Raw genomic sequence first — 16019 nt, forward strand, 5'->3', positions numbered from 1 at the left:
TCCTGGTGGCGTGTGAGTCAGGTCACACACCACCAGGTTGGTGGAACACGTTCTAGTTTGTCAACCGGTCAGAACCGGATCTTCGACGGCGTCTCGGCGGGCGCGGCCTTGGTGACGAACGCCTTCCGCTTCGCGGCGAACCCGAAGCGGTCGTCGAAGATGTCGCGAGCCATCTCGGCCAGCTCGATGCTCTGGTAGTAGGACATCGGCATCGCAGAGGCGCGGCGGGCCTCGCGGGCCGCCAGGGCCGGGACGTACGCCTCGGGCTCGGCGACGCTCTGCGCCAGGTTGCGCAGCCAGTCGTCGAACTCCGCCGCGTCGCGCGGGCCGAGATCGCTGACCATGTCGATCCGCGCGGCCTCGGCCGCCGAGATCGGCAGCTTCGCGCCGAGCAGCTCGTCGGCCTTCTCCGCGCCGACCCGGCTCGGCAGGCCCCAGGTGTGCAGCTCGGAGCCGAAGATGCCCATGTCGTAGTAGGGGTTCAGCACCACACCGGCGCGCGCGACCGTGATGTCGGCACAGAGGCCGGCCATCACCCCGCCGGCTCCGGCATTGGCCGTGAACGCGGCGATGGTCAGCTGCTCGGCCTCGGCGATCGCCAGGCAGAGCTCGTCGATGGCGCGGATGTTGTCCCAGGCCTCGGCCGCCGGGTCCGGCGCCGCCTCGATCACGCCGAGGTGGATGCCGTTGGAGAAGGCGTGCTCGGTGCCGCGTACGACCAGGACCCTGGTGTCCTCGATGAGCGCCTTGCGGACGGCATCGGTCATCCGGCGGCACTGCTGGGTGTACATCGCGCCGCTGTAGGAGCGGAGGGTGAGATAGCCGACGTCGCCGTCGCGCTCGTAGGTCGTCTCGGCCAGCGCGTCCGGCATCCGCCGGTAGGGCGCGTGCCCGGCGTCGAGCACCCAGGCGGCCGGGAGCTTGGGACCGCGCTTCTTCTCGAGCGTGGCGGCGTAGCCGACCCACAGGGTGCCCTCGCCGGTGGCGATCGCGACCGCGTCGGTGTCGACCCCGACCACGGTGCCCGGCTCCACGTCGCCATGGTCCTCAGGCGTCGTGGCGGCGTCGAAGAGGCAGTACGCCTTCCCGTCGACGGTCGCCGGCGCACCCGGGGCACCGTCGGCCGCCGCGATCCGCCGGGCGATCTCGGTGGCCGGCGCCGACCAGTCGATCTCGAAGGCCGTACGGCGCAGCAGCGGCAGCTCGCCGGTGCCCTCGACCTCAGCGGCCCACTCCTCGGCAGGCTTCGGAGCCTCTCCAGCGGCGACCATCCGGAGGACCTCCGCGACGCAGTCCATCGCGGCATCGGCGACCGGGCCGTTGTAGAGCGCGCTCTTCGCGATCGGGACCTCGGGCATCGCGAAGGTCTTGGTCGCCCAGACCGGGCCGGCGTCCATCTCCTCGACGGCGGACAGCGCCGTGACACCCCAACGCGAACGCCCGTCGAGCGTGGCGTGGTCGAGCGAGGACGGGCCCCGGTCACCGACCGGGCCCGGGTGGATCACCACCGTTGGATAACGACCCCAGACCGCCTCCGGCACCCGGTGCTTGAGGAACGGGCACAGGATCAGCTCGGGGTCGATCGCCTCGACGGCCGCCACCAGGGACGAGTCGTCATGAACGGGTGCGAGCACGACGCCGACGTCGTGGCCACCCTCTTTCAGATCGCACCAGACCCGCTGGGTCAGGCCGTTGAACGCGGAGACGAGCAGCAGAATGCGCATGTGGGGGAAGTGTCCTTACTCGTAGGCAACCCGAATAGACCTGTATCCCCCGAGGGGTATTTATCCCCCGAGGGGTGTCACTGTATCGGGCGCCTCCGACCAGGTGCACCTCGGGTGTCCAGGAGAGGGACGGAAGACCTGGTGAGCACCGGGCCGGTCGCCCCGGTCTCATGCCGGGCACCGGGCCGTCGCCTTGCCGAAGCCTGCAAAGATGGGTCTCGTTCACGAGGGGGGACAATGACAACAGTCGACGACAACCCGATCAACGGGTTGGTCGATCTCGTCGAGGCGAGCAGCGACGAGATGGCGCGCGATCTGGCCAGGTTCCGGATGCGCTACAAGTTCGCGATCGACGAGGTCTCGACAAAGATCGCGATCCTGCGCGAGGAGTTCGAGCACACCCACGATCACAGTCCGATCGAGCACGTACGCACCCGGCTCAAGACGCCCGACAGCCTCCTCGCCAAGGCCCGCAAGATCGGCTGCCCGCTCACCCTCGAGGCGCTCGAGCAGCAGATCCGCGACATCGCCGGGATCAGGGTCGTGTGCCCGTTCGTCTCCGACGTCTACTGGATCATGGAGATGCTGGGCAGCCAGTCCGATGTCGACGTCGTCGAGGTCGAGGACTACATCGCCGACCCGAAGGCCAACGGCTACCGCAGCCTCCACCTGATCATCAAGGTGCCGGTCTACCTCTCTGACCGGGCCGTCGACGTGCCGGTAGAGCTGCAGATCCGCACGATCGCGATGGACTTCTGGGCCAGCGTCGAGCACTCGATCTACTACAAGTACGACGGCACCGTCCCCACGACCCTGCGCGACGAGCTCGGCGCCGCCGCCCGCACCGCGGCCGACCTCGACGCCACCATGGCCCGGCTACGCAGCGAGGTCCACGGCCCGGTTCGCTGAACCGAGCCGTGGACCCTCACCGGCTCAGCGGCCGTTGACGAACCGCTGATACTGGGCTCGCGCCTCGTCCGGCGTGATCGCCCGGTCGAGGAACATCAGCGAGTCCATCCGGCAGTTGCACGGGTTCCGCTCGACGGTGTCCTGCGGGAACGATCCGCCGACCTTGATGCCTCGCGGCAACGTGTCGGAGGTGCCGGTGCCGTCGACCTGCCACGGGTCACCGGCGGAGGTGTAGAACCCCTCGACGGCCTTGCCGTTGCGGTAGAGCGCCATCTTCCCCGTGGTGTAGTCGAACGTCGCCGCCAGGTGCACCCACTGACCTCGTGGCAGCAGGGTCTGCCAGTCCGCCGAGGCGGCGAAGGTCTGCGAGGCCCCCTCGTCGAGCCGGCGTCCCAGTGCGACCAGGCGCAGGGTGCCGTCGACGTTGATGAGCTCCAGCAGGGCACGTACGCCATGGCCGTCGGAGTTGCCCGAGAGCACCCCGGCCAGCCCGATCGCGTTGAACCGGTCCGTCGGATCGGCGGTCACCGAGTTGAGTGCCGGCCCGTCCATGTCGACCTTGAACCAGCCGGCCACGGTGATCTGCTCGGCTCCCGCGAACGGCGCCAGCGACGCGACCCCGTTCTGGTTGAACGTTCCCGCCTTCCAGTCGTCGTTGCCGTTGACCTCCGGGTCGACCTGCTGGGTCCGCAGGGCGTTGTTGCTGGTCCGGTAGGCCGAGTCGGTCACCTGCATCGCGTTGCCGCCGTTGACCTGGTTGAGCAGCGTCCGCGAGAAGCCCTGGTCCTCCTCACGCGATCCCGGGGCGAAGGGATGCTCGAAGTCGTAGTAGCTGACCAGGTCCTCACGCAGCGACGGCACGACCTCGCTCGGCCACGGCCGCTGCACCGTGTTCACGACCTTCCAGATCTTCCCGTTGGCCTTGGCCAGCAGGTAGAGGTTGCGGCGGGAGTCGGTGCCGAAGCGCAGGTCGACGCGCGGGTGGTCGACGAAGTCCTGCATCGAGAGCCGCTTGCCGGAGGTGTCGAAGAGCTGCATCTGGTGCAGGGTCGCCTCGCGGCTGCTCCCCCGCCGCATCTGCCGCGAGTCGGTCCAGTAGACCTCGCCGTTGACCAGGTCGCCGAAGACGTACTTGCCCTTCAGGTCGTCGAACCGGCCGCGGTAGACGACACCGCCGCTGACGGCGTGGCCGCTGTCGGAGGTGCAGGAGTAGTTGGCCGGCGGGTCGTGGTCGAAGGAGGCCACCGGAAGGGTGAAGCCGGACATGTCGTAGTCGTCGGGGACGGTGTAGAGGGCACACTCGTCGGTGTTGTCGTAGAGGAGCCGGCCCTCGATCTCGCTCCAGCCCAGGTTGTCCCCGGCCTTCACGTCGTAGACGCCCTCGATCGCGTGCTGGCCGATGTGGCCGAGCAGGAAGGTGCCCTTCTCGACGTCCCACGAGAACCGGTGCGGGTCGCGCATGCCGTACGCCCAGATCTCGCCGATGGCGCCCTCCCGATCGACGAACGGGTTGCTGTCCGGGACCCCGTACGCCCCGTTGCGGCCGTCACGGGCGAGCGGGTCGATCCGCAGGATCTTGCCGAACGGGTTGCCGAGGTTCTGCGGGTCGTCGCTCCGGACGCCGTTGCCGCCGTCGCCCGAGGCGATGTAGAGCAGCCCGTAGTCCTCGTCGCCGGGCCTGGCGGTCGGGTTGAAGTCGATCTGCTGGATGGCGTGGATCTGGCCGGCGAAGTCGATCCGCATCACCTCACGGCTGGTGCCCTCGAAGGTGTCGGCCGCGGGGTCGGTGGCGTCCCACTCGGTGACGACGCTGACCGTGCGCCCGGAGCCGGGGTTGGTCTGCGACGGGAAGGTGGGCGTCTTGGCGAAGGCGCCGAAGCGCTCGGTGTGGGTGGTGTAGAAGAGCCCGTTCGTCTCGAACTCCGGGTGGAACGTGATGAACCCGGCGCCGCTGCCGAGCCCGGCACCGGACCAGAAGTCGACGAAGTGGTCACGAAGGTTCAGGTACTCGTGCTGCTGCCCGCCCTCGAGCAGGTACATCGGCCCGTTGAGGTCGGGGACGTACATCCGGCCCGAGCCGTCAGGAACCTCGCCGATGAAGTTGATGCGGTTGTGGCGGACCAGGCGCTGGTCGGTGGGGGCGGGGTAGGGCTCGGTCTTGGGAAGCTGAGTGACCTCCTGGAGCACGAGGCCGAGGCTGCTGCGCAGGGGCTGTTCGGGGATGGGGTCGGGGACGGGCTCGCTGCCGGGGATGGCGGCGTTGGCAGAGAGCGTGGGGGTGAGTAGCGCGGCGAGCATGGCGCCCACCGCGAGACCGCCCCATAGACGTGAGGTTCCCATGGGTGTGTTCTCTCCTTACCGAGGTTCAGCGATGACGGAGCCCCGCGACGGTGACGTCGCGGATGCGCCCGAAGTTGTCGAAGGAACCGAAGCCGAACCGGCCTCCGGTGAAGGTGGTGTCGGTGGCGGTCATCCGGGGCTCGTCGGCGCCGTCGAGGTAGACCGCGATCGCGCCCGTGCGGGCGTTGTAGTCGAGACGTACGTCGTGCCACTCGGCGTCGGTGATCGACGGCGCTGCGCCGACGGTGCCGTTCCACTGGTGGTCGATGCGCAGCCGGTCGGCGTCGTTGACCACGAAGATGCCGTTGTGGGGGTAGATGGTGTTGTCGGTCGAGAGGTGGGCGTAGTAGAAGCGCGTCGGGGACTGGTAGTTCCAGACCAGGATCACGTCGCGGTTGGTGACCGTGACGGCCTCGTCGATGCGGACCTCGGCGCGGTAGGTCAGCGAGCCGAGCTCGGGACCCTTGGTCACCACGGCGTACTCGAAGGGACGCCGTGGACCGGGCTGTGCCGTCCCTGGCTCGGTCAGGATCACCTGGCCGTCCTCGAACGCCCATTTCTCCTCGGTCACCGGATCCCAGTCAGCGAGGCTCGCCCTGGGCTTGACCACGCTCAGACCGGGTCCTTCGGCCGTATGGGCCTGTGCTCCGGCGAGCGGAGCGGCCACGGCCACTGCAAGGGCGACCACACCGGCGCGTACGCCTCGCCCGACCATTCGGTTCAGCTTCCATCTCATGGTGCTTTCCCTTCCCCTAATCGGGACCGTCGGTGGTCCCTGCTGAGGTTGTTGCGGCTCCCCCGAGATAGAGCTCGGCCATGCGCGGATCGGCGAGCAGGTCGGCAGCGGCCCCTGCGATGTGCACCTTCCCCAGATCGAGTACGCATCCCAGGTCCGCCGACTCCAGGGCCCGCCGGGCGTTCTGCTCGACGAGCAGGACCGCCAGACCGGCGTCTCGCATGCGTACGACCTGCTCGAACACAGTGGCCGTGGTCTTCGGGTCCAGGCCCATGCTGGGCTCGTCGAGCAGCACCACCTTCGGGCTCACCATCAGCGAGCGGGCGAACTCGACCTGCTTCTGCTGACCGCCCGAGAGCGCGCCGGCGAGGGTGTTCCACCGCTCGGCGACGACCGGGAAGAGGGTCTTCACGAAGTCGGTCCGCTCCTGGATCGCGGCCGTGTCACGCACCGTGTAGGCGCCCAGTCCGACGTTCTCGGCCACGGTCATCTCCTTGAAGACGGAGTGACCCTGGAGGACGTGGGCCATGCCCGCGCGGAGCATCTGCTGCGGCCCGTTGCGGGTGACGTCGACGCCGTCGACGGTGATGGTGCCCGAGCGTGGCGTCAGCATGCCGCTGGCGACCTTGAGCACGGTGGACTTGCCGGCTCCGTTCGGACCGACCAGACAGACTATCTGACCTGCGGGAACGGTGACGGTGAGGCCGCGCAGCACCAGCGCCGCACGGCCGTAGCCGGCCTCGATGTCGCGCAGCTCGAGAAGAGGTTCAGACACCAAGGTAGGCCTCCAGGACTCGTGGGTCGTTCTGCACGTCAGCCGGCGCACCGGAGGCGATCGGACGGCCGCGGTCGAAGACCACGACGTGGTCGGAGAGGCTCATCACCAGCTCCATGTTGTGCTCGACGATGACGAAGGTGCGGCCCTCGGCGTTGAGCTCGCGCACCAGCGTGGCGATCCGGCCGATCAGCGCCGGGTTCACACCGCCGGCTGGCTCGTCGAGCATGATCGTGTCGGGCTCGGCCATCAGCACCCCGGCGAGCTCGAGCAGCTTCTGCTGCCCGTAGGAGATGTCGCGGGCCTCGCTGCGCTCGAGGTGCTCGATGCCGACCCGGGCCAGCAGCTCCCGCGCCCGGGCGATGTCGTCGGGGTTGTGTGCCCCGCGCAGCCGGTGGACCAGCCCGGTGGAGCGGACCCCGGCGAGCACGTTGTCGAGCACCGTCATCCGCGGGAAGATCCGGCACAGCTGGAAGCTGCGTCCGAGCCCGGCCCGCGCGATCCGGTGAGGTGCGTGGCCCGTCACGTCGCGGCCCTGATAGGTCACCGTCCCCGAGTCGGGCCGGATCATCCCGGTCACACAGTTGAAGAAGGTGGTCTTGCCCGAGCCGTTCGGGCCGATCAGGGCGTTGATCTTGCCCTCCTGGAAGCTGACCGTGGCATCGTCCACGGCGCGTACGCCGCCGAACGCCTTGGTCAGGTTCTCCGTCGCCAGGAACGAGTTCATGACTTCGCCTCCTCGAGCGCCTTGCGCTCCTCGGCCAGCTGGGCTGCGTCCACCTCGCGGATCGAGGTGCCGCCGGGGCGGAATCGGTCGAACTGCGCGGTCAGCCAGGGGATGACCCCGTCGGGCATGAAGAGCACGACCAGGGCGAGCAGGAGCCCGAGCGCGACCAGGTGCAGCTGGGTGTCGCCGTACTGGTTCTTGAAGAACTCGACCGCGTAGCCCACGATCACCGCGCCGACGACCGGACCGAGCAGGCTGCGTACGCCGCCGAGGAGGGACATCAGCACCAGATAGGAGCCGGTCAGGATGGAGAACTGGAAGATCGGGTCGAGCGAGCCGAACCAGAGGGCGTACATCCCGCCCGCCATCGCGGTCATGAACGCCGAGACGACGAAGACGACCAGCTTGTAGGCGAACGTGGGTACGCCCAGCGCCTGGGCCTTGTCCTCGTCCTCCCGGATCGCCTTGAGCCCGGTGCCGAGCCGCGACCGGTCGATCACCCACCACAGCACCAGGGCGACCAGGGTCAGCGCCACGAACAGGTAGAAGAACCGCTCGTGCTGCTCGGGCCGGAGTACGTCGGTGCCGAACGGCCGCGGCACCCGCAGCCCGTTGGACCCGCCTGTCACGTCGGACCAGCTCTGCGCGACCAGCAGCAGGATGAGCACCAGGGCGATCGAGACGATCACGAACGAGGCGCCGCGGACCCGCAGCGACGCGATCCCGATCGGCACCGCCGCCAGGCCCACGAGCACGGCCGCGACGACCATCGAGACCCACGGGTTCACCCCGGCCTCGGTGATCAGCAGCGCGGTGCCGTAGCCACCCAGCCCGGAGTAGGCGGCGTGTCCCAGCGAGATGTAGCCGGTCAGCCCGCCGACGAAGTTCCACGCCACCGCGAGCGCGGCGTAGCTGGCGATCACCACGCCCACCGACAGGATGAACGGGTCCGGGGCGAGCGCCGGGAAGGCGAGCACGAGTCCCAGTGCGACGGCGGCCGCGACGAGCTTCGTCACCAGGACGGAGCGGCCCGAGGACGTACGGCTTTCTCGGTGTCTAGAAGCGCTGAGCAAGACGACCTCCGAAGAATCCCTGGGGGCGGAACATGAGGGTGGCGAAGAGGGCGAGGTAGAAGACCGTCTGCGCCCACGTGGTGCCCATCGGGATCTGCAGCAGGCTCTGGGTCACGCCGAGGACCATCGCCGCGACCGCGGCGCCGGGGATACTGCCGAGGCCGCCGATCACGATGATCGCCATCAGCGGTCCGATCCAGTGCCAGTGCAGCGAGGGATAGATGGTGGCGTCGAGCGCGAGCGCGGTGCCACCGACCGCCGCGGTCGCCAGGCCGAGCCCGAAGCCGAAGCCGGCGATCCGGTCGGTGTCGATGCCAAGCAGCTGGGCGGCCTCACGGTGCTGGATCGTGGCGCGCAGCGCCTGGCCGAAGCGGGTCTTCTTGAGCAGCAGGTAGAGCGCCAGGAGCGAGACCGCGGCCAGCCCGAAGGCGACCAGCTTGACCACCGCGATCCGTGCTCCCCACAACTCCAGGCTCGCGCTGGAGTAGCCGAGCTGGATCCGCCGCTGGGTGCCGGAGAAGAGGTAGCCGAGGCCGCCCTCGATGATCAGGGCGATCGCGAAGGTCAGCAGCACCGACATCATCGTCAGTGTCGCCGGCCGCAGCCGGGAGAGCAGCGCCCGCTGCATCCCATAGCCGGCCGCGAAGAAGAGCGGCACGGTGATGATCAGCGAGAGCAGCGGGTCGAGCCCGGTCTGCGTCGTGAAGAACCAGGCCAGGTACGCAGCCAGGATCAGGAACGCGGAGTGGGCGATCATCACGACCCGCATGACGCCGAAGTAGAGCGTCAGGCCGGCGGCGAGCAGGGCATAGAGGCCTCCGAGCAGCAGCCCCAGGATCAGGCTCTGCAGAAGGAGTGGTCCCGACATCGGCTCACCACGCCGGCTTCGGGTAGATGAACTCGGCCTCGGCCTGGTCCTCGGGCAGGACGATCTTGATCTCGCCGTCCACCCACTGCTGGATCATGTGGGCGCTCTGCGGGCGGCCCTTGTCGTCCCAGCTCAGCGGCCCGACGACGGTCTCGACCTCGTTCTCGTGCAGCCAGTCGATCAGCTTGGACTGGCAGTCGGGGTCGGGCTCGGCACACTCGACCGCCTCGACCGCTGCCGCGACGACCTGGCCCGTGGTCCAGGCGTTGGCCTCGTCCTCACCGGGCGCCTCACCGTGCTTCTCCTCGTAGAACTTCACGAACTCCTGGTTCTCGGGGTAGTCCGCCTTCGTGGTGTAGCCGGTCGGGGCGATGATGCCCTGCGTCTTGTCGCCGATCGCCTCGGCGAACTCGGTCTCGGTCGGCGCGGTCGAGAACGCGGCCAGCTTGGGCTGATAGTTGAGCTGCTGCAGCGCGACGATCAGGTTGACACCGTCCTGGTACTGGCTGCCGCCCACGACCATGTCGGCCTTGCTGTCGGCGATCTTGGCCGCGATGCTGCTGAAGTCGGTGGTGTTGGGCGGGTAGACCTCGTCCACGACGGTCTTGACGCCGCCCTCCTCCAAGGCCTCCTTGAGGCCGTAGGCGGTGCCCTGGGCGAACGGGTCGTCCATCGAGGCGTACGCCGCGGTCTTGGGTCGCTCGGCCTCCGGCATCGCCAGGATGTGCTCGGCGAGGAGCTTGTAGTGGTCGTCGGCGACCGCGGGCGCGGCGTAGAAGAGGTTCTCGAAGCCCTCCTCGAAGACCTCGGGCGCCGCGCCGGCAGGCTCGACGAAGAGGTAGCCGTAGTCCTGGGCGACCTGGGCGGCCGGGATCACCAGCCGGGTGGAGAACGGACCGACGACCAGGTCGACCTGCTCCTGGTTGATCAGCTTCTCGTAGTCGGCGGCGACACGCTCGGCGCTGGACTGGTCATCGAGCATCTCCAGTCGTACGTCGCGGCCGAGCAGGCCGCCGTTGGCGTTGACGTATTCGGCCCAGGCCTCGTATCCGCGCTGGATGCCCTTGCCGGGCTCGCTGAAGTCGCCGGTCAGGGGCAGCGAGATGCCGATCACGATCTCGTCGTCGCCGCCTCCTTCCTCGGCGGCGCCACAGGCGGCGAGGGTGGAGGCGAGAGTCACGGCTGCCGCGGCGGCCAGGGTTGCTCTGGACCGCTTGATCGCGGTGGGGGTCTTCGTGAAGCGCATCTGCGGGTCTCCTCTACGAAAGCGCTTACGTAAGCGTTTACGATGACGTTACCGACTCTCGCTTAGTGTGGCAAGAGTCACATTCCTGACGACAAGGGGCATCGATGGTCCGAACCAACCGCTCCCCCCGCCTGATCGACGTCGCCCATGCATCCGGCGTCTCGATCGCAACCGCCTCCCGCGCGCTCTCCGGAACCCCCGGTGTCAGCGACTCGGTGGCCGAGAAGGTCCGCCAGGCGGCACGCGAGCTCGGCTATGTCGCCAATCTCCATGCCCGCTCGCTCGCCAGCGGATCGACGGCCACCATCGGGCTCGTCGTGCACGAGATCGGCGACCCCTACTTCTCCGAGATCGCCAGCGGCGTGCTCAGCCTCGCCGCCGAACACGGGCGCACCGTCCAGATCTGCCACACCGGCCGCGACCCCGAGGCCGAGGTCGAGCAGGTACGCAGCCTGGTGGCCAACCGCGTCGGCGCGATCCTGATCGCGGGGTCGGGCTTCGTGGACGCCTCTGTCGAGGCGCCGATGCGGTTCGAGGTGCAGCGCTACGCAGAGGCGGGCGGCCGGGTCGCCGTCGTCGGCCGGCACCACCTCGGGGTCGACAGCGTGCTGCCCGACAACCGCCCCGGCGGCCGAGCGGTCGCCGAGCACATCCTCGGCCTGGGCCACCGGCGCATCGTGGTCGTCTCGGGCACCCTGGAGCTGACCACCGTCGCCGACCGGCTCGAGGGGGTGCGCGACGCGCTCGAGGCGGCGGGGCTCGACGCCGACGACGTACCCGTCCTCGAGGGGCCGTTCACCCGCGAGGGCGGACGCGAGTGCATCCGCCGGATGCTCGCCGACCACCCGCGTACGACCGCTGTCATCGCCCTCAACGACGACATGGCCATCGGGTGTCTCTCCCAGCTGCGCAGCTCCGGGGTCTCGGTGCCGGGCCAGGTCTCGGTCAGCGGGTTCGACGACGTCGCCGTCGCCCAGGACCTCTCCCCTGGACTCACGACCGTGCGCCTGCCGATGGCCGAGATGGGCGCCCGCGCGCTGACGCTGGCGCTGAAGGAGCCCGGCGCACGCGCCCGGCGGCAGCGGGTCCCCGCCGAGCTCGTGGTGCGCGACTCGACCGGGCCTGCCGCTCGATAGCCGCCCGGTCTAGGGTTTCTCCAGTGAAGGATCTGCGGGTACCACCGGGCCCTGGGCTGCCCGAGGGTCTCGTCATCCCCGACACCGAGCTGGTCGAACGTTTCTCCCGCTCCCCCGGCCCCGGCGGGCAGTCGGTCAACACCACCGACTCCCGCGTCGAGCTCTCCTGGGACCCGGCCGCGTCATCCTCTCTCGACGAGCGTCAGCTCGCCCGCCTCCTCGCCCGCTCCTCAGGGCCGCTCGTCGTCGTCTCCCACGAGCAGCGCTCCCAGCACCGCAACCGAGTAGCCGCCCGCGAGCGCCTCGCCGACCGCATCCGCGAGCTCCTCGCCCCGCCACCACCCACCCGCCGCCCCACCAAGCCCACCCGCGGCTCCAAGGAGCGCCGCCTCGACGCCAAGCGCCAGCGCGGCCAGACCAAACAGCTCCGCGGCCGCGTCCAAGACTGACCGCCGAGGCGTCACCCCCGCCGGCCGAGACGTCACCCCCGCCGGCCGAGACCTCAGCCCCGTCGACCGACACGTCACGTACGTCGGTCGAGGCGTCAGCCCCGTCGACCGAGATGTCACGTACGTCGGCCGAGATGCCACCAGGAGGACATCTCGATTCGCCGGAGTGACGCCTCGCCCGACCGGAGTGACGCCTCGCCCGACCGGGGTGACGCCTCGCCGACGGACGCCCGTCAGGTGGGGTCGGGGTCGGTGGCCAGCCGGGCGTGGGTCTCGGTGTCGTAGCGGACGCCGTCGTAGAGCAGCTTCTGGCGTTCGCGCCCCTCGACGAGGAAGCCGGCTGCGGTGGCGACACGGCACGACCCGGGGTTGTCGAGGCGGTGGCCGGTCTCGAGGCGGAAGAGGTCGAGCTCGTCGAAGCAGTGCCGGGCCAGCAGCTTCAGGCCGGTGCTGCCGACACCTCGCCCACGGTGCTTCTCGAGGGTCCAGTAGGAGATCCAGCCGATGCTGTGGACCCGCATGTGGGTGGTGACCCGCATCTGCCCGAGGATGTCGGCGCCGTCAACGACCGCAAAGGTGTACGCACGGTCCGCGACCGCGTCCTCAGCCCACCCGGCGATCAGTCGCTCGGCATCCTCGACCGTGACCACGTCCGCCGGCCGCTCGGTCTCCATCCCGGCGCCTGCGTACGCAGCGAGCAGGACCTCCGCGTCCGACTCCTGCCACTCGCGGAGCCGAAATCCGGTCACAGGGTCGACTGGATGCCGGCGAGGAGCTGGCGGGCCATGACGATGCGCTGGACCTGGTTGGTGCCCTCGTAGATCTGGGTGATCTTGGCGTCGCGCATCATCCGCTCGACCGGGTAGTCGCGGGTGAAGCCGTAGCCACCCAGCAGCTGGACGGCGTCGGTGGTGACCTGCATCGCGACGTCGGACGCGAACGCCTTGGCCGCGGCACCGAAGAAGGTCAGGTCCTTGTCGCCCCGCTCGGAACGACCCGCGGCGGCGTAGGTGAGCTGGCGGGCGGCCTCGATCTTCATGCCCATGTCGGCGACCATGAACTCCACACCCTGGAACTCCGCGATCGCCTTGCCGAACTGCTTGCGCTCCTTGATGTAGCCCAGCGCATAGTCCAGCGCACCCTGAGCCACACCGACGGCCTGGGCCGCGATGGTGATCCGGGTGTGGTCGAGGGTCTGCATCGCATAGGTGAACCCGAGACCCTCCTCGCCGATCAGCCGGTCTGCGGGGATGCGTACGTTGTCGAAGTAGACCTCGCGCGTCGGAGAGCCCTTGATACCGAGCTTCTTCTCCGGGGCACCGAAGGAAACCCCCTCATCCGACTTCTCCACGACGAACGCGGAGATCCCCTTCGAGCGCTTCTCCGGGTCGGTCACCGCGAGCACGGTGTAGTACTCCGAGACGCCGGCGTTGGTGATCCAGCGCTTGACTCCGTTGAGCACCCAGAAGTCGCCGTCGCGTACGGCCCGGGTCTTCTGGTTGGCCGCGTCCGAGCCCGCGTCGGGCTCGGAGAGACAGTAGGAGAAGTTGCCCTCACCCGCGGCGAGCTTGCCGAGGTACTTCTTCTTCAGCTCCTCCGAGCCACCAATCTGCACCGGCAGCGAGCCGAGCTTGTTCACGGCGGGAATCAGCGAGGCCGAGACATCCGCACGAGCGATCTCCTCGATCACCAGGACCGTCGCGAGCGCGTCGGCACCGACACCGCCGTACGCCTCCGGCACATGCGGCGCGAAGAACTCGGTCTCGACCAACGCGTCGTGCGCCTCCTGCGGGTAGCGAGCCTCCTCGTCGACCGCAGCCGCGGCCGGCGCGATCTTCGCGTCACAGATCTCGCGGATGGCCTTGCGGATCTCCTGGTGCTCCTCGGAGAGGGCGAACAACGGGTACTCGGCACTCATGTCCCGGAGTCTATGCCTGTTTGCTACTCGCCAGTAAGTCGGTGGGCCACGGAATCCACCGACCCTCGTTGTTGTTGTGCGCTACATGACCGTTGCGTGGCTCGACCAGGACACCATCGACAAGCTCCTCGACGACTCCGAGACCTGGGCGGTGGTCGGCCTCTCGGGCGATCCGTGGCGTACGGCCTACTCGATCGCCCAGGAGCTCCAGCAGCACGGCAAGCGGATCATCCCGATCCACCCCGGCGCAGCCGCCGAGGGCAAGGAGGTGCTCGGCGAGAAGGTCTACGCGACCCTGGCCGACGCCGCTGCGGCCGTCGGGAAGATCGATGTCGTCGACGTCTTCCGCCGCTCCGAAGCCGCCGGCCAGTTCGCCGACGAGGCCGTGGCGATCGGCGCCGGTGGGGTGTGGTTCCAGATGGGCGTGGTCGACGAGTCCGCCTTCGAGCGCACCACCGCGGCCGGAGTGCCGATGGTCATGGACACCTGCCCGAGCAAGATCTGGTTCGAGCGCGCCAGGGCCGGCGCGCGGGCGTAGGGCTAGGGCTCGAACGTCATCGTCCGCAGGTGCTCGTAGATCACCGAGGTCTCCACGTCGGCGATCTCGGCCCGCGAGGTGAGCCGGTCGATGACGAACGCGTAGAGCGCGTCGTTGTCGGCGACCGCGACATGGACGATGAAGTCCATCCGGCCTGAGGTGACGAAGACACCGACGGCCTCCGGGAGTGCGCCGACCCAGTCGCGGAAGGACTCGATGTTGGCGCGCGAGGGCGGTCGGATCCGCACGGCGACGAGCGCCTGCACGCCCCGGTCGATCTGGCGTAGGTCGAGGTCGAGGTACGCCCCGCGGATGAGCCCGCGGCGCTGCATCGCCCGCGCGCGGTCGTGCACGGTGGTCGCCGAGACGCCGACTTCTGCGGCGATGTCCCGGAGGCTCCGCCGTGCATCCATCGTCCAGGCGGCCAGAATCTGACGGTCGACTTCATCCATGCACGCCAGACTAGCCAATCTTCCTGACAATGACCGGCTCGATTGCGATCGACCCTGACGTTCTCAAGACTTGTCCTCGAATCAGTTGGCGAATGACAAGGAGTCAGAGCGATGAGCACAGGTGTCGAGGAAGCCAGGATCGGGTTCGCACCGGACGAGATCGACCAGTCCGCCAGCACGCGGGACGTGCCCTTCAAGTGGGTGGTCGTCGTCGACGAGGCCCTTCCCGCCGGCCGCGCGGTGAACGCGGCCGTCTGCGTCGCGGGCGCGACCACGCAGCGTACGGTCGGCCTCCTCGGCGAGGACGCGGTCGACGCCGACGACTCGACGCACCCGGGCCTGCCCTGGATCGGTTGTACGGTGCTGGGCGCCCCGGCCCAGCGGCTGACCGATCTGCGGCGTCAGGCGGTCGCCCAGCCAGGGGTCGCGGTGATCGACATGCCGACCCAGGCGCAGCACACGAGGGTGTACGACGACTACCTCTTCGCCGTCGGGAACAGTCGCGGCGCTGATCTGTCCTACTGCGCGGTCAGCCTCTTCGGCCCTCGCCGGATCATCGACAAGCTGGTCAAGGGGCTCTCGCTCCTGCCCTGAGCCTCAGGAGGTGGCGTTGCGGACGACCTCGCCCTTGGCGGCCGCCAGCTCGGCGAGCGACTTCTCGTACGCCACCAGCTTCTGCTGCAGCTCGGGGTCGGCGACGCCGAGGATGCGGGCGGCGAGGATGCCGGCGTTCTTGGCGTTGCCGATGGCAACCGTGGCCACCGGGATGCCACCCGGCATCTGGACGATCGACATCAGCGAGTCGAGGCCGTCCAGGTACTTCAGCGGCACCGGGACGCCGATGACGGGCAGCGGAGTGACCGAGGCGAGCATGCCCGGAAGCGCGGCGGCACCGCCGGCCCCGGCGATGATCACCGAGAGGCCGCGACCGGCCGCCTCACGGCCGTAGTCGAGCATCTCCTGCGGCATCCGGTGGGCCGACTTCACATCGGCCTCCCACTCGATCCCGAACTCGTCCAGCAGCTCGGCCGCGGCCTTCATCGTCGGCCAGTCGGAGTCGGACCCCATCACGATCCCCACGCGCGCACTCATGGAGACAGGCTATGCGCCGACTGACCTGCCTCGTGT

General features: G+C 69.0%; 17 protein-coding genes. 5 read left to right on the top strand and 12 right to left on the bottom strand.

Going from position 1 to position 16019, the window contains the following annotated elements; genetic code table 11:
* Nucleotides 1-68: 68 nt before the first annotated feature.
* Nucleotides 69-1724, bottom strand: coding sequence for an enoyl-CoA hydratase-related protein (locus tag ACW14X_RS08930; RefSeq protein WP_457165366.1), 1656 nt, complete (start codon nucleotides 1722-1724; stop codon nucleotides 69-71).
* Between the two features lie 237 nt (nucleotides 1725-1961).
* Here ACW14X_RS08930 and ACW14X_RS08935 point away from each other — a divergent pair, with 237 nt between their 5' ends.
* Nucleotides 1962-2633 (top strand): GTP pyrophosphokinase, encoded by a 672-nt coding sequence (locus ACW14X_RS08935; RefSeq protein ID WP_160025099.1) that lies wholly within the window; start codon nucleotides 1962-1964, stop codon nucleotides 2631-2633.
* Nucleotides 2634-2657: 24 nt separating this feature from the next.
* Here the strand turns inward: ACW14X_RS08935 and ACW14X_RS08940 are convergent, their stop codons facing one another.
* From ACW14X_RS08940 to ACW14X_RS08970, 7 genes are read right to left on the bottom strand one after another with little or no spacing between them, the layout of a single operon-like run.
* Nucleotides 2658-4973: a PQQ-dependent sugar dehydrogenase gene (locus ACW14X_RS08940; RefSeq protein WP_457165367.1), complete on the bottom strand. Its 2316-nt coding sequence runs from the start codon at nucleotides 4971-4973 to the stop codon at nucleotides 2658-2660.
* A 25-nt stretch (nucleotides 4974-4998) separates the two neighbouring features.
* Entirely contained in the window at nucleotides 4999-5709 is a 711-nt protein-coding gene (locus ACW14X_RS08945) for a hypothetical protein (RefSeq protein ID WP_457165368.1), read from the bottom strand.
* Nucleotides 5710-5725: 16 nt separating this feature from the next.
* Nucleotides 5726-6484, bottom strand: a complete 759-nt coding sequence (locus ACW14X_RS08950; protein WP_350843976.1) for an ABC transporter ATP-binding protein — start codon at nucleotides 6482-6484, stop codon at nucleotides 5726-5728.
* A complete protein-coding gene (locus ACW14X_RS08955; protein ID WP_457165369.1) occupies nucleotides 6477-7211 on the bottom strand; it encodes an ABC transporter ATP-binding protein in 735 nt (244 codons plus the stop codon). The genes ACW14X_RS08950 and ACW14X_RS08955 overlap by 8 nt, the downstream gene beginning before the upstream one ends.
* Nucleotides 7208-8227, bottom strand: coding sequence for a branched-chain amino acid ABC transporter permease (locus ACW14X_RS08960; RefSeq protein WP_350719919.1), 1020 nt, complete (start codon nucleotides 8225-8227; stop codon nucleotides 7208-7210). The genes ACW14X_RS08955 and ACW14X_RS08960 overlap by 4 nt, the downstream gene beginning before the upstream one ends.
* Before the next feature lie 40 nt (nucleotides 8228-8267).
* The gene (locus ACW14X_RS08965; RefSeq protein WP_160025104.1) at nucleotides 8268-9152 is read right to left on the bottom strand and encodes a branched-chain amino acid ABC transporter permease; all 885 of its coding nucleotides are present in this window, start codon (nucleotides 9150-9152) and stop codon (nucleotides 8268-8270) included.
* Nucleotides 9153-9156: 4 nt separating this feature from the next.
* Nucleotides 9157-10398, bottom strand: a complete 1242-nt coding sequence (locus tag ACW14X_RS08970; RefSeq protein WP_350843974.1) for an amino acid ABC transporter substrate-binding protein — start codon at nucleotides 10396-10398, stop codon at nucleotides 9157-9159.
* A 104-nt stretch (nucleotides 10399-10502) separates the two neighbouring features.
* On the opposite strand from ACW14X_RS08970, the gene ACW14X_RS08975 reads away from it, so the two are divergent.
* On the top strand, nucleotides 10503-11534 hold the full coding sequence (locus ACW14X_RS08975) for a LacI family DNA-binding transcriptional regulator (RefSeq protein ID WP_350843972.1): 1032 nt from the start codon (nucleotides 10503-10505) through the stop codon (nucleotides 11532-11534).
* Nucleotides 11535-11557: 23 nt separating this feature from the next.
* Nucleotides 11558-11983, top strand: coding sequence for an alternative ribosome rescue aminoacyl-tRNA hydrolase ArfB (gene arfB, locus ACW14X_RS08980; RefSeq protein ID WP_457165370.1), 426 nt, complete (start codon nucleotides 11558-11560; stop codon nucleotides 11981-11983).
* A gap of 233 nt (nucleotides 11984-12216) precedes the next feature.
* On the opposite strand, the gene ACW14X_RS08985 is transcribed toward arfB, so the two are convergent.
* Together ACW14X_RS08985 and ACW14X_RS08990 are read right to left on the bottom strand one after the other, a co-directional pair.
* A complete protein-coding gene (locus ACW14X_RS08985; RefSeq protein WP_457165371.1) occupies nucleotides 12217-12732 on the bottom strand; it encodes a GNAT family N-acetyltransferase in 516 nt (171 codons plus the stop codon).
* Nucleotides 12729-13901 carry an acyl-CoA dehydrogenase family protein gene (locus tag ACW14X_RS08990; protein ID WP_160025108.1) on the bottom strand — a complete coding sequence of 391 codons (1173 nt, stop codon included), beginning with the start codon at nucleotides 13899-13901 and terminating at the stop codon, nucleotides 12729-12731. Before ACW14X_RS08990 ends, ACW14X_RS08985 begins: the two co-directional genes overlap by 4 nt.
* An 85-nt stretch (nucleotides 13902-13986) precedes the next feature.
* On the opposite strand from ACW14X_RS08990, the gene ACW14X_RS08995 reads away from it, so the two are divergent.
* Nucleotides 13987-14439: a CoA-binding protein gene (locus ACW14X_RS08995; protein WP_160025109.1), complete on the top strand. Its 453-nt coding sequence runs from the start codon at nucleotides 13987-13989 to the stop codon at nucleotides 14437-14439.
* Nucleotides 14440-14441: 2 nt separating this feature from the next.
* Here the strand turns inward: ACW14X_RS08995 and ACW14X_RS09000 are convergent, their stop codons facing one another.
* Complete coding sequence (locus ACW14X_RS09000) at nucleotides 14442-14891, bottom strand: Lrp/AsnC family transcriptional regulator (protein WP_160025110.1); 450 nt, start codon at nucleotides 14889-14891, stop codon at nucleotides 14442-14444.
* A gap of 111 nt (nucleotides 14892-15002) precedes the next feature.
* On the opposite strand from ACW14X_RS09000, the gene ACW14X_RS09005 reads away from it, so the two are divergent.
* Complete coding sequence (locus ACW14X_RS09005) at nucleotides 15003-15485, top strand: DUF2000 domain-containing protein (protein ID WP_160025111.1); 483 nt, start codon at nucleotides 15003-15005, stop codon at nucleotides 15483-15485.
* Between the two features lie 3 nt (nucleotides 15486-15488).
* Here the strand turns inward: ACW14X_RS09005 and purE are convergent, their stop codons facing one another.
* Entirely contained in the window at nucleotides 15489-15983 is a 495-nt protein-coding gene (gene purE / locus ACW14X_RS09010; protein ID WP_141805921.1) for a 5-(carboxyamino)imidazole ribonucleotide mutase, read from the bottom strand.
* Nucleotides 15984-16019: the final 36 nt, after the last annotated feature.

This window comes from Nocardioides sp. YJ-D4 (genome assembly GCF_054031495.1).